General features: G+C 72.4%; 16 protein-coding genes. 8 read left to right on the top strand and 8 right to left on the bottom strand.

What is annotated here, in order from left to right; all coding sequences use genetic code 11:
- Positions 1-72: 72 nt before the first annotated feature.
- Positions 73-534, bottom strand: coding sequence for a PIN domain-containing protein (locus WMF45_RS40815; protein ID WP_437711537.1), 462 nt, complete (start codon positions 532-534; stop codon positions 73-75).
- Between the two features lie 239 nt (positions 535-773).
- On the opposite strand from WMF45_RS40815, the gene WMF45_RS40810 reads away from it, so the two are divergent.
- The 3 genes from WMF45_RS40810 to WMF45_RS40800 all read left to right on the top strand — a co-directional run bounded on the left by WMF45_RS40810 (position 774) and on the right by WMF45_RS40800 (position 3,316).
- A complete protein-coding gene (locus tag WMF45_RS40810) occupies positions 774-2,168 on the top strand; it encodes a hypothetical protein (RefSeq protein ID WP_437711535.1) in 1,395 nt (464 codons plus the stop codon).
- A 162-nt stretch (positions 2,169-2,330) separates the two neighbouring features.
- Positions 2,331-2,888 (top strand): hypothetical protein, encoded by a 558-nt coding sequence (locus tag WMF45_RS40805; protein ID WP_437711533.1) that lies wholly within the window; start codon positions 2,331-2,333, stop codon positions 2,886-2,888.
- A gap of 119 nt (positions 2,889-3,007) precedes the next feature.
- The gene (locus WMF45_RS40800; protein WP_437711531.1) at positions 3,008-3,316 is read left to right on the top strand and encodes a hypothetical protein; all 309 of its coding nucleotides are present in this window, start codon (positions 3,008-3,010) and stop codon (positions 3,314-3,316) included.
- Between the two features lie 54 nt (positions 3,317-3,370).
- Here the strand turns inward: WMF45_RS40800 and WMF45_RS40795 are convergent, their stop codons facing one another.
- A complete protein-coding gene (locus tag WMF45_RS40795; RefSeq protein WP_437711529.1) occupies positions 3,371-4,768 on the bottom strand; it encodes a cytochrome-c peroxidase in 1,398 nt (465 codons plus the stop codon).
- A gap of 500 nt (positions 4,769-5,268) precedes the next feature.
- Between WMF45_RS40795 and WMF45_RS40790 the strand changes: the two genes are divergently transcribed.
- Positions 5,269-8,073: a protein kinase domain-containing protein gene (locus WMF45_RS40790; RefSeq protein WP_437711527.1), complete on the top strand. Its 2,805-nt coding sequence runs from the start codon at positions 5,269-5,271 to the stop codon at positions 8,071-8,073.
- A 5-nt stretch (positions 8,074-8,078) separates the two neighbouring features.
- On the top strand, positions 8,079-9,926 hold the full coding sequence (locus tag WMF45_RS40785; RefSeq protein WP_437711525.1) for a PEGA domain-containing protein: 1,848 nt from the start codon (positions 8,079-8,081) through the stop codon (positions 9,924-9,926).
- Positions 9,927-9,945: 19 nt separating this feature from the next.
- Here WMF45_RS40785 and WMF45_RS40780 read toward each other — a convergent pair whose 3' ends face one another.
- A complete protein-coding gene (locus WMF45_RS40780; RefSeq protein ID WP_437711523.1) occupies positions 9,946-10,476 on the bottom strand; it encodes an FHA domain-containing protein in 531 nt (176 codons plus the stop codon).
- Between the two features lie 296 nt (positions 10,477-10,772).
- On the opposite strand from WMF45_RS40780, the gene WMF45_RS40775 reads away from it, so the two are divergent.
- Positions 10,773-12,719, top strand: a complete 1,947-nt coding sequence (locus WMF45_RS40775; RefSeq protein ID WP_437711521.1) for a ribonuclease R family protein — start codon at positions 10,773-10,775, stop codon at positions 12,717-12,719.
- Positions 12,720-12,738: 19 nt separating this feature from the next.
- Here WMF45_RS40775 and WMF45_RS40770 read toward each other — a convergent pair whose 3' ends face one another.
- From WMF45_RS40770 to WMF45_RS40755, 4 genes are all read right to left on the bottom strand, one after another.
- Positions 12,739-14,616: an SBBP repeat-containing protein gene (locus WMF45_RS40770; RefSeq protein ID WP_437711519.1), complete on the bottom strand. Its 1,878-nt coding sequence runs from the start codon at positions 14,614-14,616 to the stop codon at positions 12,739-12,741.
- 34 nt (positions 14,617-14,650) lie between these two features.
- Positions 14,651-16,834, bottom strand: coding sequence for a protein kinase domain-containing protein (locus WMF45_RS40765; RefSeq protein WP_437711517.1), 2,184 nt, complete (start codon positions 16,832-16,834; stop codon positions 14,651-14,653).
- Between the two features lie 108 nt (positions 16,835-16,942).
- Positions 16,943-18,334, bottom strand: coding sequence for an ABC1 kinase family protein (locus tag WMF45_RS40760; RefSeq protein WP_437711515.1), 1,392 nt, complete (start codon positions 18,332-18,334; stop codon positions 16,943-16,945).
- A gap of 40 nt (positions 18,335-18,374) precedes the next feature.
- Complete coding sequence (locus tag WMF45_RS40755) at positions 18,375-18,713, bottom strand: DUF3634 family protein (protein ID WP_044966758.1); 339 nt, start codon at positions 18,711-18,713, stop codon at positions 18,375-18,377.
- 179 nt (positions 18,714-18,892) lie between these two features.
- On the opposite strand from WMF45_RS40755, the gene nadA reads away from it, so the two are divergent.
- On the top strand, positions 18,893-19,852 hold the full coding sequence (nadA, locus tag WMF45_RS40750) for a quinolinate synthase NadA (RefSeq protein ID WP_437711513.1): 960 nt from the start codon (positions 18,893-18,895) through the stop codon (positions 19,850-19,852).
- A 21-nt stretch (positions 19,853-19,873) separates the two neighbouring features.
- Here the strand turns inward: nadA and WMF45_RS40745 are convergent, their stop codons facing one another.
- On the bottom strand, positions 19,874-20,707 hold the full coding sequence (locus WMF45_RS40745) for a hypothetical protein (RefSeq protein ID WP_437711511.1): 834 nt from the start codon (positions 20,705-20,707) through the stop codon (positions 19,874-19,876).
- A 158-nt stretch (positions 20,708-20,865) separates the two neighbouring features.
- Between WMF45_RS40745 and WMF45_RS40740 the strand changes: the two genes are divergently transcribed.
- On the top strand, positions 20,866-21,411 hold the full coding sequence (locus tag WMF45_RS40740) for a DUF4920 domain-containing protein (RefSeq protein ID WP_437711509.1): 546 nt from the start codon (positions 20,866-20,868) through the stop codon (positions 21,409-21,411).
- Positions 21,412-21,831 lie beyond the last annotated feature (420 nt).

Raw genomic sequence — 21,831 nt, 5'->3', positions numbered from 1 at the left:
CAGAGATGCTGTTTTTCGACGTTTCTCGGACGGCGGTTGTCGCGAAGTGCACTCGTCGCTCGCTGCGGCGCGTTATCCGGATTCGAGCCGAACGTGCTGCGGCCTTGTCACATCGCAGACGACACCGTGGTACTTGAGGAGCCCTTCGTCGAGCGTCACCACGGTCGCATCTGCGCGGCGGGCGGCCCACAGATACACGAGGTCGGTCGCGTTGGCGAAGGGCCTGCGGCCGCGCATGCGCCTCGTCAGCTGGTCGAGGAACTCCGTGATGGCGCTCGCGTCCACGGGCGCGACCAGCTCGATCGCGAGGCCTCCCAGCGGGCTCGTGGCCGCGGGCGCCGCCCGCCGCGACACCGCGAGCCGTTGCTCCGCGACGTACACCTCCAGCCATAGCTCGGGCGGCGCGAGCACGCGCGCCGCGCCCGCGGCCACCGCGGCGCGGGCGCGCTCGAGAAAGGCGAGCGCGTCCGCGTGCCCGGGCTCCGCGGGCTTCATCGAGGCGATGGCGACGGAGCTATCAAGAACGATCCGCATGAGGCCTCCTCGGGACGGGCGCACCATCGCACCGCTCCGGATCTGCCCGGCGGTCCGGGTGCTTCGGTGACATCGAGACCCGGTATCCAGCGCCGCGGCCGGAGGGAAGGTCGACCGGCAGCATGGGCCGAGGCCGCGTGAAGGGCGACAGGGCGCTGGCACATGGTGGCACGGCGGTGCTCTCCCGGCGGCCTGAAACACGTGTGTTCGCCCGGTACATGCCTTGCTTGTCGCCGTCCATGCGAAACTTCCTGCTTCGAATCCTGGTCGCATCTCAGTGGGGCGCGAGCCTTGCGCTGGTGTCGGGCTGCGGCACGCACGTCGAGTCCGGCTCGAGCTCGAGCTCGCCTGAAGGCGCGACGTCGGGGCCGAGCTCCAGCTCGAGCGCGACGGCAGGCGCGACATCCAGCTCCAGCTCGAGCTCGACGGCAGGCGCGACATCGGGGGCCGGCGGAGGCGGCGAGGTCGATCCTCCCGACGCCTCGGCGCCGCTCGATCCCTATCCGGATCCGACCTGCGTCGGGCCGTTTCATGATGGTGGGTATTACGGCCAGTGTTGCTACGAGGTGCACTGCACGGCGCCGATCGGCGGCGCCTGCCCTGCGGCCTCCGAGGCTGCGCCGCACCTCGATGACCTGCCGCCCGGCTCGGGGACGTGCACGTGCAGCGCCGAGGGCGAGGGCGCGGCCGGGTGGATCCAGGGCCCCTTCGCGAACCGGACGGCGTCGGATCCGGCGAGCTGCTGCTACCTCGTCGGTTCCATCTCCTGTGAAGGGCGCCCCCTCCTGGTCCGGGGCGAGCCCCGCGTCGCGCCGCTCGCGCACGCCCCGAGCGCGTGGTCGCAGACCGATTTGCGGCGCTTCGAGCGCGCGCTCGCCGACACCGACCTGAGCGCGCTCGCGCCCGCGGCGCGCCGCGAGCTCGCCCGGCGCTGGGCCGAGCGTGGCCAGAACGAGCACGCCTCGATCGCCTCCTTCGGCCGCTTCGCGCTCGCGCTGATGGCGCAGGGCGCGCCTCCCCAGCTGCTCGAAGCGGCGCACCGCGCGGCGCTCGACGAGGTGCGGCACGCGCGCGTCGCGCTCGCGATCGCCTCGGCGTACGCTGGGGAACCGGTGGGCGTCGGCCCGCTGCCGCTGCACGGCGCGCTCGACGATCTCGGCTCGCTCGAGGCCCTCACCCTGGCGACGGTCGTGGAGGGCTGCGTCGGAGAGACCCTCTCGGCCATCGAGGCGGAGGTCGCCGCGCAGGCGGCGGAGCCGCCGGCGGTGCGCATGGCGCTCCAGGCGATCGCGCGCGACGAGGCCCGCCACGCGGAGCTCGCCTGGGCGTTCGTCCGCTGGGCCGTCACGATGGGCGGCGCGCGCCTGCGAGAGCGCGTCGCCGCGGCCTTCGCGCGCGCGCTCGACCAGGTGGGCACCGGAGCGCCGGGCATGGCGGACCGCGATCTCCCGCCCTCCCACGGGTTCCTCGCCGCCGACGAGCTCCACCGGCTGCGGCAGCAGGCCGTGGCCGACGTGCTCCGCCCCGCCGCCGCCGCGCTCGTCGACGAGCGCGGTTCATCCGCCGGACGAGAGTTCAGCGGCGCTCGCGGGAATGCCGTGCTGCGCGGCGGCGCGACGTACCTGTCGACGTGACCTGGCGCCGGGCAAGCGCCGTTCTCGTCGGGGCCGCGCCGGGCCCGACCTCGCGGACGCCGGCGCGCTGCCGAGGCGGCGCGCCCGCGACGGGCTGGATCCTGGCGCGCAGTCAAGCCCTGGGCACGATCTTGCTTGTGCGTCGCGGCGAGGTGGAACGACATGGCTACACTCTCGACGTCTGCATGGGTGCTGCACGAGCTCGGTCTGGCCGCGGGGTTCGGTGGCCCCCTCTTTGGCAGGCTGGCGTTGCGCCAGGCGGTCAAGGACATCCATTCCGAGGCCGAGCGGGGCAAGGTGCTCTCCGACGCGTGGCAGCGGTACAACCTCGTCAGCGCGCTCTCGCTCGGCACCGCCGCCGCCACCTGGTTCATCGGGCGGACGGTGATCTCCGGGCGATCGATCGACCGTGAGACCCGCGATCTGGTGCGCTTGAAGGACATCCTTTTGGGCGCGACGCTCGCGACGAGCCTCGCCAGCATGGCGGGTGGACGACAGATGCGCGAAGAGGCGCCCGACCCCGGAGTGCCCCTGTTCAAGGAGGGCGAAGCGGCGGCGCCGCGCCCGCCCGCGAAGGCCGCCGCGCTGCACCGGCTCCTCGGCGTCATGGGGCCCCTCAACATCGCCCTCACGGCGGGGGTGATCGGCGTGACCACGGTCCTCGCCATGAAGTCCGGTCGTTCGGCGAAGTGGAGCCTCCTCTCCCGGCTGCTGCCTTGAGCTGCGCCCTCCCGGGAGCGGGCGCCGGAGAGCGCCGGCGCGCCGCGCTGGCTGCTGCCCCCTGGCGCCCACCTGGGCCGCGCCAGCGCGCGGCGCCGCGCTCGTGATACGGTGGGCCGATGAAGGTGATGACAATCATGGTGATCGCCCTCGTCGCCGTGGGCTGCAGCGACGAGCACGGCGAGGAGGGTTGCCCTGAGCTCTGTGAGCAAGCCGTGGAGTGCCCGGGGGACGCCATGACGGAGCAGAGCTGCCTCGCGATGTGCAGCGCCGAGACGGAGGCCGCCGAGGAGGCAGGCTGTCACGACGCCCGGGAGTCGTACCTGGAGTGTCGCAACCACGCCGAGGACCACTGCGATCCCGCGAAGTACGACGAGGAGTGCAGCATCCAGAAAGAGTCGCTGAGCAGCTGCCTGGATCGCAGCTGAGCCGGGGTGCCGGCGGGCGCTCGACCGGGTGAGCTCCGCCTGCCCGGCCCGCGGCTACTCGAAGCGGTGGACCTCGCGCCCGCTCGGGAGCTCCTCCGGGATGAGCGCCTCGAGCCGCTCCGGCGTCGCGCGCGGGTCGAGCAGCGCCTCTCCCACGAAGGCGCAGAGCCAGCTGATCTCCTCCTCCGTGAGGTCGATCGGCTCCTGCAGCAGCGGGTCGACGGCGGCGAGGACCGGCGCGAGCGGGCCCATCTCACCCCGCAGATCGCGATCGAGGTGCTTGTTCGTGTACTCCGTGGCCGACGTGGTGACGTCGAGGTGGTGGCGGATGGCGCCTTCCAGCGACGTGAACGAGCCGTTGTGGAAGAACGTGGGCTGGAGGGCGACGTTGCGCAGCGGCGAGGTCCTGAACTTGTACCGATCGGCCGGATCGCCCGTGACCTGCTCCAGGCCGAAGTCCTCATCGGCGTTCGGGCCGTCGAAGACCACGTTCGAGTGCGCCGGATCGTCGGTCGGCGCGATCTGCGGCACGCCGATCGCGTGCTGCTGGAAGTCGCTGAACATCTCGTTCGACTCCCCCGACACCGCGTGGCACCTGACGCACCCCGCCTCGCCGAAGAAGAGCAGCGCGCCGCGCTTCTGCTCCAGCGTCATCGCGTGCCGGCGGCCGCGGGCGAACCTGTCGATGGGCGCGTCGGCGAACGTGAGCGACATCTCGAACTCGGCGATGGCGGCCGCGATCATCTCGTAGGTGACGTCCTCCCCCCGCTTCACCGCACGAAAGCTCTTGGCGAACCGCTTCCGGTACGCCTTCACGTCGTTCACGCGCTCCGTGACCTCCTCGCGCACGACATCGTGCGACGGCGGCGCCTCGTACCCCGTCATCTCCGTGATCTCGGTCGGCGGGATGAACGCCTGGGCGTTGAGCAGGTGCGGCAGGGAAGAGAGCGACGTCCCCTCCGGCGCGGTGAACGAGAACCCCTGGCTGTTGTCGAAGGGGTCGCCGGACACGGCGAAGAACCGAGAGTTCCACATCAGCGTGGGATAGAAGGCCGTGTTGATGACGGTGGGCGCGCGGCGCTGGTTGCGCGGCCCTGTGCGGCGCGGCCCGACGACGCCGTTGTTGTCGATGCCGATGGCGATCGACTGCGTGTCGGCGAAGCCCGCGGTCGGCGCGTGGCAGCCTGAGCACGAGTTGTCGTCGTTCAGGCCGAGGAGGCTGTCGAAGAAGAGGTCACGCCCGAGCTTCGCGAGCTTCTTGTCGAGCTTCCGCCCGAGCCGCGACTCCAGCGTCGACTCGATCTCTCCGGTGAACCCGTGTCGTGCGAGCACCTTGGCGAGCCGCTCATCGACGGAAGAGCCCTTGGCGTGCGCCGGACGCGCCAGGACGAGCGTGAGGACGAGAAAGGCCGTCAGGGCGGCGAGCGCGCGCCCGAGGGATCGCAGGGTCATGGTGCCTCCAGGTCCCCCGGCGGGGGAGGCGCACATCGGGGTGCGCGCTTGAGATCAACCAGTCCTGCCCAGATCCTGACCGAGCGGCGGTGAATGGGATGATGGGAGTCTAGACTCGTGAGCTTTCGGTCGGCAAGACAAATTGGACAAATATTCCATGATTCAAAGGGCTTACTGCGTGTCCGTGCGTATCCATGCGTATCCCCTCGTATCCCCCCGTACTCTTGCGTGTCCCCTCGTGTCCCGTCGTGTCCCCTCGTATCCCCTCGTGTCCCCTCGTGTCCCCTCGTATCCTTGCGTATACGGCGGTCCGTTCATCGCGTTATCTGCGGTTGTCGCGCCTACATTTGGCGGGGGCGCCGCGGTGCGGCGGGCGTGGCGTCGTTGTAGGTGCGTGGCCGGCGCTCCGCGTCGGTGCGGCGCCCGTGCGCAGCGCGCCTCCGAGGTCGCGTGACACTCATGCTTTGTGGGGCGCGATGGGCCGTCGTATGCTTGAGGACATGGGCCGGACAGCACCTCTGGCGGATCCGACGGCGCTCGTGGGGGGCGCGCTCACCGGCGGATATCGGATCGTCCGCGTCCTCTCCACGCAGGGCTCCGGTGTCGTGTTCGAGGCCCGGGGCCCCTCGGGTCGCCGCGTCGCGCTCAAGGTCTTGCGGCCCGAGGTCGTCACCGAGGACACGCTGTCGCGGCTCACCCGGGAGGCGAGCGTCACCGCGAAGCTCGACAACGCGCATGTCGTCCCGATCGTCGATGCCGGCCACGACCTCGAGCGCGATCTCGCCTACCTCGTGATGCCGCTGCTCGACGGGACCGACGTCGCCGCGCTGCTCGCCGAGACGGGGCCGCTCGCGCCCGAGGTCGCCGTGCGGATCGCGCTCCAGGCCGCCGCGGGGCTCTCGGCGGTGCACGCCGCGGGCCTCGTCTACCGCGACGTGAGGCCGCCGCGCATCTTCCTGGAGCACCTCCCGGACGGAGAGATCCTCGTCCGCGTCTTTGGCTTCGGGCTCTCGACGGGCTGTGATACGGCCACCTCCGCCCCTGGCAAGGCGGCGAGGAGCACCGGTCCTCTGCGCGACGAGTCGGGGCCGCGGGACCGCACCGCGGACGTGCGGGGGGACGTGTTCGGCCTGGCGGCGACGCTCTACGAGATGCTCTGCGGCGTCTCGCCGTGGGCCGAGCTCGACGTCACGGCGGACACGGCCGAGCTCGGCCCCGCGGACACGGCGGCGGACGCGCCGGCGTCGTCTCTTGCGCATCTTGCGCAGCTCCCGTCGATCCAGGATCGCGCCCCGTGGATCGAGGCGCGCCTCGCGACAGCGCTCTCGCTCGCGCTGCACAGCGACGTGGACCGGCGCTATCCGTCGATCGAGGCGTTCGCCGAGGCGCTGCGCGCCGCGTCGGGCAGCGAGGAGCGCATCACCATCGACGTGCTGAGGCCGCTCGATCCCGAGCTGCGCGAGGCCATCGCCGAGCGCGCCGGCGCCGAGACCGATCCGCTGGTCGGCCGCCAGCTCGGCGGCCGGTACGCGGTGCGCCGGCTGATCGGGCGCGGCGGGATGGGCGCCGTCTACGAGGCGGAGTCGCCCGAGGGGCGGCGGGTGGCGGCCAAGGTCATCTTCAAGAGCGCCGTCGGGCAGGACGACCACGCCGTGCGCCGCTTCATCCGCGAGGCGCGCGCGGTGACCGCGATCCAGAGCCCGCACGTGGTCAAGACGTTCGAGCTAGGCATGGATCTCACGCTCGCGACGCCGTTCATCATCATGGAGCTCCTGCACGGCGTCGACCTCGCCAAGCTCCTCAGGATGCGCGGGCCGCTGGAGCCGGAGCCCGTCGTGCGCGTGTTCATCCAGGCGGCGCGCGGGCTCGCGGCGGCGCACGCCGAGGGGATCGTGCACCGCGACATCAAGCCGGCGAACCTCTTCCTGCACGCGCCGTTCGAGGGCTCGGCCCAAAGGCCGTCGACCTCGATCGCGCCGCCGTCCACCCGTCGCGGCCCGCTCGCTTCGGCGCCGCCGTCCACCCGGCGCGGCGCGCTCGCTTCGGCGCCGCCGTCCACCCAGCGCGGCTCGCTCACGGCGGGGCCGCCGTCGGTGCGGCGCCCGTCCGGCTCGGTCCGCCCGCCGCCCTCGGGGCGGCGCCCGTCCGGATCCATCCGCCCGCCGTCGTCGAGCGATCGCAGGATCGTCGTCAAGGTGTGCGATTTCGGCATCGCGAAGCGCACGGGGGATGGAGTCTCGCACGAGCTCACGCGCGCCGGCGGCGTGCTCGGGTCGCCCATCTACATGTCGCCGGAGCAGGCGAAGATGGCGAAGGACGTCGATCACCGCTCCGACATCTGGAGCCTCTCGGTCTCGCTCTACCAGGCGCTCTGCGGGAGCTGCCCCTGGGATCCCGACGCCTCGCTCACCGAGCTCCTGCTCGCGATCTGCACCGAGCGCGTTCCGCCGCTCTCCGGGGCCGCGCCGTGGGTCTCCCCGGCGCTCGCGGCCGTCGTGCACCGCGGCCTCCTGCGGGATCCCGCGGAGCGCTGGCAGAGCATGGAGGAGCTCATCGCCGCGCTCGAGCCGCACGCGGAGGGCACCGGCGTCGTCACGCTGGATCAGCTGCGGGGCATCGACCCCGAGCGGCGCGCCGGCGCCACCCCGATCGCCGCGCTGCGCGAGTCCGGGCTCTCGCGATCGGCCGAGGGGGAGGAGCGATCCATCGGCGGCAGCTCCTTCACCGCGGTGAAGGAGCCTTCCGGCGCGGCGCGGCGGCGCTTCGTCGGAGCGGCGGTCACGGTGGTCGCCCTGGCCGCGATCGGCGGCGGTCTCGCGCTGCGCGCCTCGACGGGCAACGAGCCGCTCGCATCGCTCGCCGCGCCGAGCGAGCCCGCGCTGCCCGTCGCGCCCGCGCCCGCGCCCGCGCCCGCGCCTGCGTCCTTCACCGCCGTCGTGACGCTCCCGAAGGAGGCGACGGTGCGGGTCGACGGCGCGGCGCGTCCGGTGAGCGACGGCCGGCTCGACCTGACGGGCAAGGCCGGCGACACGTTCGAGATCGAGGTGACCCGCGGCGGCGTGACCACGAAGGAGACGGTGTTCATGCTGAGCGACGGCACGATCCGCCCTGATCGCATCGAGCTCCAGCCGCCCGCGCCGGCCTCCGCGTCGGTCGCGGTCTCCGAGCCTGCCCCGCGCCGTGACAGGAAGAGCCGCGCCCCGCGCGGCGCTCTTCCCGTGGCCGCGCCTGCCACGCCCTCCGCCACGGGGGCGCCAGCGGCTCCGCCGGCTCCGACCGCGGTGGTGCCGGTCGACCGGTGGTGAGACCGATGCCGCGCGCCCGTCGCGCCCTGCGGCGCTGCTTTGCGGCGTGCGCGCTCGCCGTGGCGAGCGCGGCGCCTGCGCCTCCGGCCCGCGCGCAGCCCCCGCCGGCGGCGGCCGTCCCGGGCGTGCCACCCGAGCCGCCTGCCTCGGCGCCCGCGGCGCCCGCGTCGACGGACGAGGCGCTCGCCCGGGCCAAGGCGCTCTTTCAAGAAGGGAACGAGCTGCGCAAGATCGGCGACTTCCAGCGCGCGCTCGAGCTCTACCTGAGGTCCCGTCAGGTCGTCGCGTCCGTGCCCAACACGCTCAACGCCGCGTTCTGCCTCGATCAGCTCGGGCGTTACGACGAGGCGCTCGAGCTCTACGAGGCGCTGCTCACGGAGCTCCGCGCGGAGCTCGGCGAGCCGGAGCGCCGGAGCGTCGCGTCCGCGATCGCCACGCTGCGAGCGCGGATCGGCAGCGTCGTCGTCTCGTCGAACGTCGATGGCCTGGTGCTCATCGACGGGAGGCAGCGCGGCCGGCTCCCCCTCGCCGGCCCGATCCGGCTGCTCCCCGGGGATCACACGCTCCGCGTGGTCAAGGACGGCTGGCACACGTTCGAGCGGATCGTGACCGTCGGGGTCGCCGAGACCAGGTCGGTGGACGCGAAGCTCGATCCGCTCGCCAGCACGGGCCGGCTGAAGGTCGAGGACGAGCGGCTCGTCGGCGCCGATCTCACCATCGACGGCGCGCTGATCGGCCAGCTGCCGTGGGAGGGCACGCTCGCGCCCGGCCCGCATTTCTACTCGGTCCGCAAGGGCAATTTCGGCTCTGCGCCCCGCGAGGCGAACGTCATCGCGGGGCAGCTCGCCGTCGCCACGGTCGAGGCGGGGCCGCTCGGCGAGGAGGTCCGCGTCGTCGCCCAGCCGCTGAGCGCGGATCTGACCATCAACAGCGTCCCGGTCGGCAAGGGGCAGTGGCGCGGGGCGCTGCCGCTCGGGCGCCACACCTTCGAGGCGCACGAGCCGGGCTATTTCTCGCGCACGCTGCGCGCGACCGTCGACAGGACGACGAGGGGCGACATCGTCCTGCCGCTCGCCATCGACGACGCGCACCCGCGCTGGGGTCGGAGGGTCGGCGTCTTCCGGCTGGAGGCGACGGGTGGTTATGCCTTCGCGTCGTCGCTCGAGAGCGACGCCGAGCGGAGCTGCGGCAGCTACAGCTGCTCGGGCGTCTCGCGCCCGTCCGGCGTTCTGGCCGGCGTGCGCGGCAGCTACGAGTTCCCGATCGGCGCCGCCATCGAGCTCACGGCCGGGTACCTGAGCCTCCGCACGACGCTCGATCGCTCGCTCGACGCGACGTACGCCGCTCCGCGCGGGGGCAGCGAGAGGCTCCCCATCCGCTACAGCTTTCACGACGACATCGGCATGGCCGGCGTGACGGTGATCGTCGGCGGCAGCTATCATTACGGGCTGTCGTCATGGCTCGACGTCGGCGGCGCGCTCGGGCTCGGCGTGGTGCTGGCCGAGATGAGCGACGAGGTGACCGGCACGGCGTCCGACGCGGAGAGGACCGTCAGCGTGGCCGTGCAGAACGCGGGCAGGGCCGTCCGCTCCGCCGCCCCGTTCGCGATGCCCGAGCTGAGGCTCCGGATGAAGCTCGGGCGCCTCAGCGCCAGCGCGGGCCTCGGCGTCGGCTTCTTCCTCGTCGACGGCCCGCCGCTCGAGACGGGCAACACCTACGTGGTCGGGGCCGAGTGCGACGAGGCGCACCCCACGGTCGACTGCGCGCCGGGAAAGAAGGTCGTGTTCGAGGAGCTCGCCCACGGCACGTTCACGATGTTCTTTCCGAACGTCTCCGCGGGATACCGGTTCTGAGCATCGCCGCGCGCGGCGCTCACCGGTTCGCCTGGTCCCTCGCGAGGCGCGCCTGCTCGCGCACGAGGTCGAAGAGGGCCGCCGCATCGAGCAGCGACGTCGTGAGCCGGCCGAACTGGATCACGTCGCCCACCGAGACCTCCAGCGGCTCGCTCTCGGAGAGCACCTTGCCGTTCACGCGGGTCCCGTTCTGTGAGCCGTTGTCGATGAGCACGAGCTGCCCCTGCTCGCTCCGCCGGAAGTGCGCGTGCAACTTGGACACCGAGGGGTGGCGCAGCACCACGTCGCAATTGCGCGTGCGGCCCACCGAGATCTGGTCGAGATAGGGATTGCCCTTCGCCTTGACGAGCTGGAACACCTCGCTCGCTGGGCCGGGCGGCGACGGCGGTTTCCGGTGCGCCGCCGGCGATGCGGCGACCGTCCGGAACGCGATCTGCTGGTTGTCCGGACCCGCCTCGGACACCACGAGGAGCAGGTTCGTCACCTGGCGGACGAAGCGGTCCCGAGGCATCACACGCGCTAGCTCGATGATGTCCCCTGAGTCTTCCACGATGTGTCGAGTATAAGCCGATCCGGCGCCGCGAACCGTCCAGGGAGGCACTTTTGCCGTGGCGTCCCGCCCACGCACGGGGCCCGGCGCACGTGGAACCGCGACGCCGCCCGCACGTCATCGCAGCGCAGCGCGAGGCACCCCGGGCCCCCGAGCGCATCTCGGCATGCAGCGCGCGATGCCGCGACCTCACGCGCCGCCTTGTTACCGTGTTGCAGTAATTCTCTGACGTTGATGCGAGCTCGACGGGCAGCTTGTGCTCGAACGCGCCGGGATCTGGCGTACCTTCCGCGCCTATGCACGCACCCGTTCGTGGACGCATCTCGGTCAACCCCCGTGGCTTCGGGTTCCTGAACATCGAGGCCTCTCCGGAGAAGGCGGGGGGGCCGGGCAGGCCGGGCTTGGCTGCCCTCGGGCCGGCGACCGCCTTCATCGCGCCGCCCGATCTGAACCCGTTCCTCGACGGCGACGTCGTCGACGCGGTGGTCGTCGAGGCGGAGCCGGGCCGCTTCAGCGCGTCGCAGCTCGCCCTCGTCCAGCGCGATCGCTCCGAGCTCTTCGGGACGGTCGTATCGCACGCGAAGCGGCCGCACCTCCGGGTCGATCGCCTCGTCTCCAACACGGACTGGCCGTTCAAGCCGGGCAGCGCCGACGACCTCCCCGAGGGCGCCGCGGTGGTCGCCACCATCGAGGGCGCGGCGGTCGTCCCGGCGCGCGTCGTCGCGTCGGAGGCCGACCTCGGCATCGAGCGTTGCCTCGCCCGCAACGGCGTGCGCGCCGTGTTCTCGGGCGAGGTCCTCGAGGCGTCGCGCGCGGCGGTCGCCGCGGCGTCGGTCGAGCGCGAGCTCGCGCGCGGCCGCCGCGACCTGCGCGACGTCATCACCGTCACGATTGACGCGCCCGTCACCACGGACATCGACGACGCCGTCTCCGTGCTGCCGGCCGGGCCCGACGGGGCGCTGCGCGTCCTCGTCTCGATCGCCGACGTGGACGCGTTCGTCCCCGAGGGCTCGCCGCTCGATCTCGAGGCCCGCGCCCGGGGCACGAGCGTCTACCTGGCTGGCCGTGTCATCCCGATGCTCCCCGACGCGATCTCCAGCGAGGCGGCGAGCTTGCTCCCGGGGGTCGATCGGCTCGCGGTCACGGTCGAGCTGCGCATCGACCCCGAGGGGGGCATCACGTCGATCGACCTGCACGAGAGCGTGATCCGCTCGCACGCCCGCCTCTCGTACGACGCCGTCGAGGAGTTCCTGACGACGGGCCGCTCCGCCGGCATCCCCGAGGCCGCCCGGCCGGTCGTGCGCTGGCTCCGCACCGCGGCCGCGCGGCTGTCGACGGTCCGCGCGGCGCGCGGCGGCGTCGAGCTCGATCGCGAGGAGGCGTACGTGACGCTGGACGCCGAGACGCGCGAGCCGACCGCCGTCTCGCCGCGCTCCGACACGGGCGCGCACCGCCTCATCGAGCGGCTGATGGTGGCGGCGAACGAGGCGGTGGCCAGCTGGCTCGTGGCGCGCGGGCTCCCCTGCGTCTTTCGTGTCCATGACGAGCCGACCGAGGAGCGCGTCCGCGCGCTCGAGCAGTTCGCGCACAACTTCGGCGTCGAGGCCGGCTTCGGCGCGCGCCTGAGCCCCCTCGGCCTCGCGGCGTTCGAGGCGCAGTACAGGGGCTCCGAGCTCGCGCCGGCCATCCGCACCGTGCTCGGCAAGGCGCTCGGCCCTGCCCGGTACACGGGCGCCGGAGGCCTGCATTTCGGCCTGGGCGCCCCGCTGTACCTGCACTTCACGTCCCCGATCCGCCGCTACGCCGACCTCGCGGTGCACCGCGAGGTCAAGCGCTATCTCCAGGGCCGCCGCGACCAGCGCGTCGACTCCGAGGCGCTCACGTCGCTCGCCCACCACCTGAACGCGCGCGCGCGCAACGCCGCCAAGGCCGAGACGGAGCGGCACCGCATGCTCGTGGCGCGCCTCTTCGCCTCCCGCGTCGGCGAGGAGATCGAGGGCTACATCGTGTCCATCAAGCCGTTCGGCCTCGTCGTCCAGATGGTCGAGTCCGGCGCGACGGGCACGATCGCGCTGGAGGCGCTGCCCGGCGGCCCGTACCGGATCGACGTCGCCGCGCAGGCGCTGGTCGGCGCGAGCCGTCGCTACGGCGTCGGCGAGCCGATCCGCGCCGCCATCGCGGCGACCAACGAGGAGCTCGGCCGCGTCGACCTCGTCCCTGCGGGCGCTCGCGGCGCCGCGTGACCGGGGCCGCGGCTCCGGCCTACGGCGACAGGAGCACGACGAACGCGTCGGTGCCCTTCGCCTCGCGCTCGCCGAGGCCGAAGTCGATCTTCCCCTCGGCGGTGCCACAGAGCGCGATGACCCCCGTGCTCGGCGCGATGGCCGCCGCGTTCGACTTCTGGTTCCCGGCGGCGCCGAGCACCTTCCCCCAGAGGTGGTCGCCGTCGGCGTCGAGCTTCACGACGAAGGCGTCGAAGCCGCCGCCGCTGGGCAGCGGCCCGCCGCCGAGGTCGACCACGCCCTGGACCGAGCCGGTCACCACCACGCCGCTCTCCGCGTCCGCGACGATCGACGTGCTCTCCTGCGTGCCGTCTCCGGCGAACCACCGCGCCCACACGGGCACGCCGTCGGGGGCGAGCGACGCCACGAACGCCGTCTGCACATCGTTGGCGGGGAGCGTGCCGGCCGCTCCGAAGTTGAGCGCGCCCATGTACGTCCCGGTCACGAGCACCGCGCCCGAGGGAGCGACGGCGATCCCGGTGCCTGCCTGCGACGCCGTGTCTCCATAGTCCGAGAGCCAGGCGCCGTTCCCGCTGCTGTCGAGCTTCAGCACGAACAGGTTCGGCCCGAGCCCGGTGTTCTTCACCTGCCGGGAGCCGACGGTCAGGGTGCCGTTGTACCGGCCGGTGACGAACACGCTGCCGTCGTTGCCGACGGCGGCGCTGGTGGCGAACTGGTTCTTGTCGTCTCCGTAGATCCTGGTCCACAGGATGGCGCCGAGCGGATCGTACTTCCGCACGAAGATGTCGGTGCCGCCTGCGCTGGTGGCGCAGATCGGGTTGCCGCCCGGGACGGGCGACGCCGCGCAGAGCAACGATCCGCTGAAGTAGCCGGCGATCACGATGTTCCCGGCGCTGTCGACCGCGATCGAGCGCAGCGTCTGATCGGCCGCGTCGCCGAGCTGGCGTGCCCAGCCTTGCTCGCCCTTCTCTCCGGTCATCGTGACCACGAAGGTGTCGAGCGCGTTGACGCTGCTCAGCGTCGTGCCGCCGAACGTGAACGAGCCGTAGAACGTCCCGCCGAGCACGAGGTTGCCTTCGGGCGTCACCGCGAGCCCGTTGAGCGTCTCGGCGCCGCTGCCGCCGAACCTCACGCTCCAGCGGTGCTGTCCGGAGGGGTCGAAGCTCGCGACGTACACGTCGGAGGTGCCGATGCTGACGAGGGCGCCCGTCTCCTTGCCGGTCAGGTTGATGGTCCCCGAGAAGGTGCCGCCGATATAGACGTTTCCCTGCGCGTCGACGCCGACGCTGGTCGCGCTCTGGGTGTTCTGATCGCCGTAGAGGGCGGCCCAGAGCGGCGTGCTGCAGGCGAAGCCGTCGCAGTCCTCGTCGGTGTCGTCCGTGCACGTCTCTCGTTGCGGGGTGACCTGGCCGCCGCACGGTCGCCACGACATGCCCGAGAGATCGCACATCTGCAGCCCCACCGCGCAGAGCCCCACGCCGCTCGTCCCCTCGGGGCCGCTGTAGCAAGTCTTGATCTGGCCCGGGGTACACACGCACCCCGCGTCGGGCTCGTTCGTCGCGCCGTCGCAGTCGTCGTCCACGGTGGTGCTGCAGTCCTCGGGCGTCGGGACCACGGCGCCTTCGCACTCGCCGAAGCTCTGCCCGTCTGGCTGGCACCTCCGCACGCCCGCCGCGCACACGCCGACACCCTCGGTGTCTGCCGGGCCGGGATAGCAGGGTTGCACGTCGCCGGAGCTGCAGAGCGGCGGGGCGCCTCCGCTGCCGCCTCCACCGTCGCCGCCCGCGTCGGGACGTGGGCCGATCGGCACCGGGTCCGAGCACGCTCCCGAGAGCGTGAGCGCCAGCGCTGACCCGACGAGCATCGATCGAGCGCGCGGGGTTGTCCTCGTCACCATGAGGGGGCGGAGCTCCATGTTCGGCGATCTGGCGTCAGTCCTGGCGTGATTTTCTCGTCCGCTGCTTCTTCTTGGTCAAGTCGACGATGAACGTGCTCGCGGGCGGCGCGCTCGCCGGAGCGTTCGTCGCGTCCGGGCGCATCGTCGCTGGCTCGTTCACGTTGCTCCGCGATCCTGGCTCGTTCACGTTGCTCCGCGATCCTGGCTCGTTCACGTTGCTCCGCGATTCGTCGGTGCTCTCCGAGGACGGGGAGAGCTGGGTCGGCCCGGCGCTCGCGCTCTGGGCCGGCAGCAGATCGTGCTGGACCGCGTCGCTCTGGGGCTCGTCGCGGAGCGCCATCCAGACCGCGAGCACGCTCACGATCATGAGCGCCACGCCGCCGAGCGCGAGCGGGATCACGAGCTTCGGCGGCAGCCTCGGCTGAGCGTGGCGCGGCGCCCACGCGGCGGCCGGCTGCTCGCCGTAGGGCGCGCTGGCGCTGTGCGGCGGCGCGGGCGCGCCGTAGGACGAGCCGGTGGTGTGCAGCGACGAGCCCGTGTTGTGGAGCGACGCGGGCGCGCCGTGCGGTACGCCGGCGCTGTGCCGCGGGGCGGGCGCGCCGTAGGCCGGGCCGGCGTTGTGCAGGCCGGAGCCTGTGTTGTGGAGCGAGACGGGCGGGCCGTGGGGCGCGCTCGCGCCGTGCGCCGGGGCGAGCGCGCCGTAGGCCGGGCCGGCGTTGTGCAGGCCGGAGCCTGTGTTGTGGAGCGAGACGGGTGCGCCGTGGGGCACGCTGGCGCCGTACGCCGGGGCAGGCGGGCCGTGGGGCGCGCTTGCGCCGTGCGCCGGGGCAGGCGGGCCGTGGGGCGCGCTTGCGCCGTGCGCCGAGGCGGGCGCGCCGTAGGCCGGACCGGTGTTGTGCAGGCCCGAGCCTGTGTTGTGGAGCGAGGCCGGCGCGCTGTGGGGCGCGCCGGCGCCCTGCCACGATGGCGGCGGGCCGTGCGCTCCGGCGTGGCCGGCGCCGGTGTTGTGCAGGGCCGACGGCGGTCCATTCGGAGCGCCGGGGACGGCCTGCGCCATGCCGGGGTGGCCTCCGTGCGCCTGGGCCGCATCCATGGCGCTCCCGCGCGGAGCTCCGGGCGCCGCCATCGTGGCGGCCTCCCACGAGGACGCCCCGCTGTTGCCTGGGCCGAGCTCCGACCCGATCGCGGGCGCCGAGCCCACCTCGTTCCATCTCGCGCCCGACGGGGCCGCGGGCCGCGGCGGAGGCTCGGCCTGCGCGTCCGCCGAGGCGGCCGCCGCCAGGAGCATCGGGGAGAGCGGCGGCGCGCCCGCCGACGGCACGTCGCCCGCCGCGAGGCGCGCCGACGCGTGCGGCGGCGCCGCTCCATGCAGGAGCGCGCGCACGTCGGCCTGCATCGTGCGGGCGTCCGGGTAGCGCCGGTCGCGATCGAACGCGAGCGCCCTGTCCACGACGAGGCACAGCCCGTGCGGCGTCTCCGGCGCGACGCTCGCGAGCGGCGGCGCCGCCATGGTCGCCATCTTCACGAGCAGCTCGGACTCCGTGCGCGCCTCGTGGATGCGCCGCTTCGCGATCACCCGGAACATGGTCGCGCCGACGGCGAACAGGTCCGCCCTGTGGTCGACCGAGATGCCGCGCACCTGCTCCGGGGCCATGTACGACACCGTCCCGAGCGTCGCGCCCGTGCGGGTCCGCATCGCCGTCTTCACGCCGTCGCGCATGCGCGCGATGCCGAAGTCGAGCACCTTGAGGCGCCCGGTCTTCTCGAGGAAGAGGTTGTCGAGCTTGATGTCGCGGTGGATGATCCCCTGCCCGTGCGCGGCGCCGAGCACGTCGAGCAGCTCATCCATGAGCCGCAGCATCTCGCCCGGTTCGATGCTGCCGAGCCGCTGGATCCGGTCGGCGAGCGACTCGCCGTCGAGGAGCTCCATCACGAGGAACGGCGCGCCGTCCTCGGTCACGTCGATGTCGCGGATCTCGACCACGCCGGGGTGCTGGAAGCGATTGACGGCCTGCGCCTCGCGCTCGAACCGGGCGCGCAGGTCCTTCGAGCGCGCCACCTCGGGGTGGAGGATCTTGATCGCCTCGCGCCGCCCGATCTTGTGGGTCGCGGCATAGACGGCGGCCATCCCGCCGATCCCGACGAGGCGATCGATCGTCCATTTGCCCCGCAGGGTCGTTCCTACGCGCCTTTCGCAGGCCGCCCTCTCGTCGTCCATGCCCCGATCGAATGTCACAGCGTGCGGGATCGAGGTCAAGGTGAGAGCCGCGGCGGAAGCGACCTCGGCGCGCCTCTCCGCGCCGACGAGCCTACCAGCGATCCTCGCTCAATCGGGGACGGGGTGCACCCCGTCGCGCACCCAGGGATCGATGGTCCGCCGGAACGCCGCCTCGGTCCGGAGCCCCGCCAGCACGGACGCGAGCCCCCACTGCAGGCGATTCACGAACGTGAAGTCCTGCGGCATCTTCGGCACGTGGGGGATGGTGGGCATCTTCTCTCCCTCCTTGAGGGCGAGCCCCCGGATGCCGCGGGTCAGGTACGCCACCGTCTCGCGCGCCTTCTCCGGGGAGCACTTCCAGGTCCCGTGCGTGCACAGCGGGACCATGAGCTCCATCGTGTAGCTCCGGTAGAGATCCCAGCTCTCGTCGGCCGGGTCGTAGCCGAGCACCTCCACGCACGCCCGGTCGAACTCCTTCCAGTCCGCGTCCATGGCGGCGCGCATGTAGCGCTTCATGCCCGCCACGAGGTCGGGCGGGAGCTGCTTCACGCAGCCGAAATCGAGGATCGTGACGCGGCCATCCTCGTGGAAGCGGTAGTTGCCCGGGTGCGGGTCGGCGTAGAGCCAGCCGTACCGGAGCATCGAGCGGAAGGTGAAGCGCCAGATGGAGAGGCCGGCGCGGTTCTTCGCCTCCTGGCTGCCGCGCTCGCAGAACTCGGCGTAGCTCATGCCGTCGACGAGCTCGAGCGTCAGGACGCGCCTTGTGGTGAGGCTGTGGTGGATGCGCGGGATAGAGACGTCCTCGTCCCCGGCGTTCATGCGGCGGAACAGGTCCGCCATCTCGGCCTCGCGCGCATAGTCGAGCTCGGACAGGAAGACCTTGCGGAGCTCGTCGACGGTCTGCCGGGCGTTCAGCTTCTTGGCGAGGGGCGCCATCATCGCCTCGAGCATCGAGACGCTCTTCAGGTCGTTCTCGATGGCCCTGTCCATGCCGGGGTACTGCACCTTCACCGCGACCCGCTCCCCCGACCTCGTCGTGGCCCGGTGCACCTGTCCGATGCTCGCCGCCGCGAACGGCTCGCGCTCCCAGGCCGCGAACACGTGCTCGGGCGGGGTGCCGAGCTCCTCGCGGATCATCTGCTCCGCGGCCTCCGGCGACAGGGGCGGCGCCTTGTCGAGCAGCTTCTTCAGCGTGGCCTGGAACTTCTCCTCGTATCCCGGCGGCGCGAGCCCGTCGATGTAGCTCGCCATCTGGCCGAACTTGAGCGGCAGGCCCTTCATCTCGCCGAGCGTCTTCAGCATCGCCTCGGCGGTCTTCTTGACCTCCTGGGCCATCCTCCGCCGCGCTTCGGCCTCCTCCTCCTCGGTCCGGGTCGCGCCGAGGACGCGCTTCGCGCCCTCGATGGCGAACGGGATCGTGCGGGGCGCGAGGCCGGCGAGGCGCGCGAGGCGCCCCAGCTTGGAGGTCGGCGGATTGTCTCGGGGTTTGTCGTCGGCCATGCGGGACTGACTCGCTAGGGTGGAAATGTCGGCGGCGGGGTCATGCGCCCGCGCGGCGCTTCGGGGCCGCGCGGATCTTCGGAACCGGCCACATGGAGACGGTGTTCCTCAGCTGCTGAGCCTGCTCGGGAGAGATATCCCCTTCCACGTGGACCCGGGCGCGCCGGTCCTCGACAACGACCCGCACCGCGCCCCGCCCGACAGGCGCTGCGCGGAGGACGTCCGTGATGTCGTCGAGCAGCCGCTGCGGCATCCGGCCCCGGAGCAGCCGGACGTTGCGCCCCTCGACGCGCACGCAAAATAGCTCATTTGCGCGCAGGAGCGCCACGACGAGCGGCACGACGAGGGCGAGCAGGGCGACGGGGATCAGGAAGGACATGGGGGGCCGCCCACGACGAGAGCTCCTCCCCAGGCCCACCGCGGGCCTCGATCGTGAACCGGTGCCGGCCGTTGTCAACGAGGGAGACGCGGCGAGCTGCGCGGCTGGAGCGCGCCGGAGCTCGCCGCGCGGCTCGGGGCCCTGGCCAGCGCGCCGCGCGGTGCCTACCTTAGCTAGCCATGACGAGCGCCGCGCCCCAGCCTGCCGCCATCGATCCGCGCCTGGATCTGCACGACGAGATCAGCCGCTTGAAGCGGGAGAGGAACGCCGTCCTCCTGGCCCACTACTACCAGGACGGCGACATCCAGGATCTCGCAGACTTCCTCGGCGACTCGCTGCAGCTCGCCCAGCAGGCGAAGAAGACGACCGCGGACGTCATCCTGTTCGCCGGCGTGCATTTCATGGCCGAGACGGCGAAGATCCTGAACCCCGAGCGCATCGTCGTGGTCCCCGACCTCGCGGCGGGCTGCTCGCTCGCCGACGGCTGCCCCGTCGACCGCTACCGCGCCTGGCGCGCCCGGTACCCCGGCGCCGCCGCGATCTCGTACATCAACTGCTCCGCCGAGGTGAAGGCCGAGAGCGACTACATCTGCACGTCGTCGAACGCGGAGAAGATCGTCCGCGCGATCCCGGAGGGGCAGGAGATCCTCTTCGCGCCCGACAAGAACCTCGGGCGCTGGCTCGTCGAGCGGACGGGCCGCCCGATGCGCCTGTGGCAGGGCAGCTGCGTCGTTCACGAGACCTTCAGCCTGCGCAAGATCGTCGCGCTGCGCGAGCGCCACCCGGACGCGAAGCTCATCGCGCACCCGGAGTGCGAGGAGCCGATCCTGCGGATGTCCGACTACATCGGCTCGACGACCGCGCTGCTCAAGTACACGACCGCGGACGACGCCCTGAAGTACATCGTCGCGACGGAGAGCGGCATCGTGCACCAGATGCGCAAGGCGTCGCCGCACAAGGAGTTCATCGAGGGGCCGCCGGAGGGCAACTGCGCTTGCAACGAGTGCCCCTTCATGCGGCTCAACACGCTCGAGAAGGTCTATCTCGCGCTGCGCGATCTCGCCCCGCGCCTCGAGATGGCGCCCGAGCTGCGCGAGCGCGCGCGCGTCCCGATCGATCGCATGCTGGCCCTCAGCTGAGCTCGCCGGGCGACGCGGCGATCACAGCACGAGGGAGAGGCCGAGCGTCTGGACGAACGAGCCTCGGGCCTGCGGCAGCGCGCCGACGTTGCGCCGCCGCCCCTGGGCGTCGATGGCCTGGCCTTCCCGGGTGGCGTCGCCGCCCCGGCCGAGCAGGAAGGCGCCCGAGGTCTCCAGCTCGATCGTGAGCCAGCGGCGGATGATGTCGAACGACACCCCGAGCCCCAGCGGGATCTCGACGTACGACGCGCCGCGCTCGCGGACCGTGAACTCACCCCCGGGGTCGGAGACCCGCATGCGGTCGAAGTCGAACCGGTCGTAGCCGACGCCGACCGACAGCCACGACCGGGCGCGCTCGCCGAGCGGAAGCGTGGGCGCGAGGCGCGCGCCGAGCGCGAGGGTGCGCACCGCGGGCGCGCCGTCCTCGCGTGGCTCTGCCGTGATCGGGCCGGGCTGCGCGAGCGCGCCCGCCTGGAGAGCGAGCTCGTGCTCCGCGTGCACGAAGAAGGCGGAGAAGCGCAGGTAGTCGAAGATCTCCCAGCGCGCGTGGGCCCCGACGCCGATCGCGGGCTTCAGGCGAATCCCCGTCGGCTGGCCGGCGGCGTCGTTCGAGCCGAACCGGTTGACGAGGGCGATGTCCGCGCCGACCTCGATGTGCCTGGCCCACGGCAAGCGGGTCCTGGGGGGCGCGGGCGGCAGCGGCGGCCGCGGAGGTCCCGGTGGCTGCCCGGCGGCAGCGGCATCCCTGGAGGTCGCGGCGCTCGAGGGCTCCTCGGCGTGCGCGGTCGAGGCGCAGGCGAGCGCGACCGCGCACGCCGCCGTGCCTCGTCCGACGCGGGCGCGAGCGGTTCGCATGCCCGCCCTTGTAGCAGGCTTTTGTGAGCGGCCGAGCCGCCAGCTGCGCTCGCGCCCCCACCACCTGCTGCGGGGCCGCCGGGCGCGCTCCGTCGCCGCCGAGGTGCTCTTCCCTGGGCCGGTGGCAGGGGCCCGTCGGGTCGGGCAAACTCGTCTTCATGCGTGCAAAGCCCATCGCCTCCCTGTTCTTCCTGGTCCTTGCGCAGCTCGGCTGTTCCGCCGAGCGCAAGCCCGACGCCGAGCCGGCTTCAAAGCCCGCGCCTCCCGCCGCCGCCGAGGGCGCATCGCCGATGCAGGCGTCGGCTTCCGGGATCGCGCGGCTCGAGAAGAAGCAGTTTGGCGCGCCCATCACGGAGAGCTCGACGACGCCGCTGCCGGCGCTCCTGAAGGAGCCGGGCAAGTTCAGCGGAAAGACCGTCCGGACCGAGGGGGTCGTCTCGGCCGTGTGCAAGTCGATGGGCTGCTGGATGGAGATCGCCGACGAGTCGGGCAGCGCCCACATCAAGATGGCGGGCCACAGCTTCTTCGTCCCGAAGGACGCCTCCGGTCACCGGGCGGTCGTCCAGGGCAAGATGGTCACCGGCGAGGCCGAGGAAGGCGCCGCGTGCGGCGCCAAGGACAACTGCCGCGGCGAAGCCGAGAAGCAGACGGGGCGGGTCGCGAAGATCGAGCTCGAAGCGACCGGCGTGCAGTTCCTGGACTGACGGCGCGGACGGGGAGAACGGGGAGGGGAGCCTCGCGGCTCGACCCTGGCGCTGGCGCTGGGGGCGGTGAGCCTGTGGCCGTCCGCCCCCCGGAGCGACTCTCCAGGCAACCTGAGCGCTCCTCCAAAAAAGTTCTTGCGCATCCCGGCGTTGGGACGTAGAAAGCGCGCCCTGTTCGGGACGCGCCGCTTCGGCGGTGGCCCGACGGCGAAGCCCCAGGAGGCCAGCTCGTTCAGCGAGCTGAGCGGCCGGGGTCGTGCGCCATAGGCGAGGTTTCAGCTCGCCTGGCGGACGGTTTCAGCGAAGCGAACCTTCAAAGAAACTTCGATGACGGGTTGACTAAGGACGGAAGTGGTAGCATATACCGCCCCGTTCGCCGGACGGAAGTCGGTAGCAAATACCGGACGCCGACCGGGCTCG

Origin of the sequence: Sorangium sp. So ce448 (assembly GCF_051520915.1) — a bacterium.
GTDB lineage: Bacteria > Myxococcota_A > Polyangia > Polyangiales > Polyangiaceae > Sorangium > Sorangium cellulosum_B.
Note: the sequence above shows the minus strand (reverse complement) of the source record. Positions and strands in the feature narration are given on the sequence as shown.

What these genes read in the sequence shown, in the direction of transcription:
- WMF45_RS40760 (WP_437711515.1), bottom strand. Translation starts at nt 18,334, where the DNA reads ATGGCCGACGACAAACCCCGAGACAATCCGCCGACCTCCAAGCTGGGG.
- WMF45_RS40800 (WP_437711531.1), top strand. Translation starts at nt 3,008, where the DNA reads ATGAAGGTGATGACAATCATGGTGATCGCCCTCGTCGCCGTGGGCTGC.
- WMF45_RS40770 (WP_437711519.1), bottom strand. Translation starts at nt 14,616, where the DNA reads ATGGTGACGAGGACAACCCCGCGCGCTCGATCGATGCTCGTCGGGTCA.
- WMF45_RS40805 (WP_437711533.1), top strand. Translation starts at nt 2,331, where the DNA reads ATGGCTACACTCTCGACGTCTGCATGGGTGCTGCACGAGCTCGGTCTG.
- nadA (WP_437711513.1), top strand. Translation starts at nt 18,893, where the DNA reads ATGACGAGCGCCGCGCCCCAGCCTGCCGCCATCGATCCGCGCCTGGAT.
- WMF45_RS40740 (WP_437711509.1), top strand. Translation starts at nt 20,866, where the DNA reads ATGCGTGCAAAGCCCATCGCCTCCCTGTTCTTCCTGGTCCTTGCGCAG.
- WMF45_RS40755 (WP_044966758.1), bottom strand. Translation starts at nt 18,713, where the DNA reads ATGTCCTTCCTGATCCCCGTCGCCCTGCTCGCCCTCGTCGTGCCGCTC.
- WMF45_RS40795 (WP_437711529.1), bottom strand. Translation starts at nt 4,768, where the DNA reads ATGACCCTGCGATCCCTCGGGCGCGCGCTCGCCGCCCTGACGGCCTTT.
- WMF45_RS40775 (WP_437711521.1), top strand. Translation starts at nt 10,773, where the DNA reads ATGCACGCACCCGTTCGTGGACGCATCTCGGTCAACCCCCGTGGCTTC.
- WMF45_RS40765 (WP_437711517.1), bottom strand. Translation starts at nt 16,834, where the DNA reads ATGGACGACGAGAGGGCGGCCTGCGAAAGGCGCGTAGGAACGACCCTG.
- WMF45_RS40815 (WP_437711537.1), bottom strand. Translation starts at nt 534, where the DNA reads ATGCGGATCGTTCTTGATAGCTCCGTCGCCATCGCCTCGATGAAGCCC.
- WMF45_RS40810 (WP_437711535.1), top strand. Translation starts at nt 774, where the DNA reads ATGCGAAACTTCCTGCTTCGAATCCTGGTCGCATCTCAGTGGGGCGCG.
- WMF45_RS40790 (WP_437711527.1), top strand. Translation starts at nt 5,269, where the DNA reads ATGGGCCGGACAGCACCTCTGGCGGATCCGACGGCGCTCGTGGGGGGC.
- WMF45_RS40785 (WP_437711525.1), top strand. Translation starts at nt 8,079, where the DNA reads ATGCCGCGCGCCCGTCGCGCCCTGCGGCGCTGCTTTGCGGCGTGCGCG.
- WMF45_RS40745 (WP_437711511.1), bottom strand. Translation starts at nt 20,707, where the DNA reads ATGCGAACCGCTCGCGCCCGCGTCGGACGAGGCACGGCGGCGTGCGCG.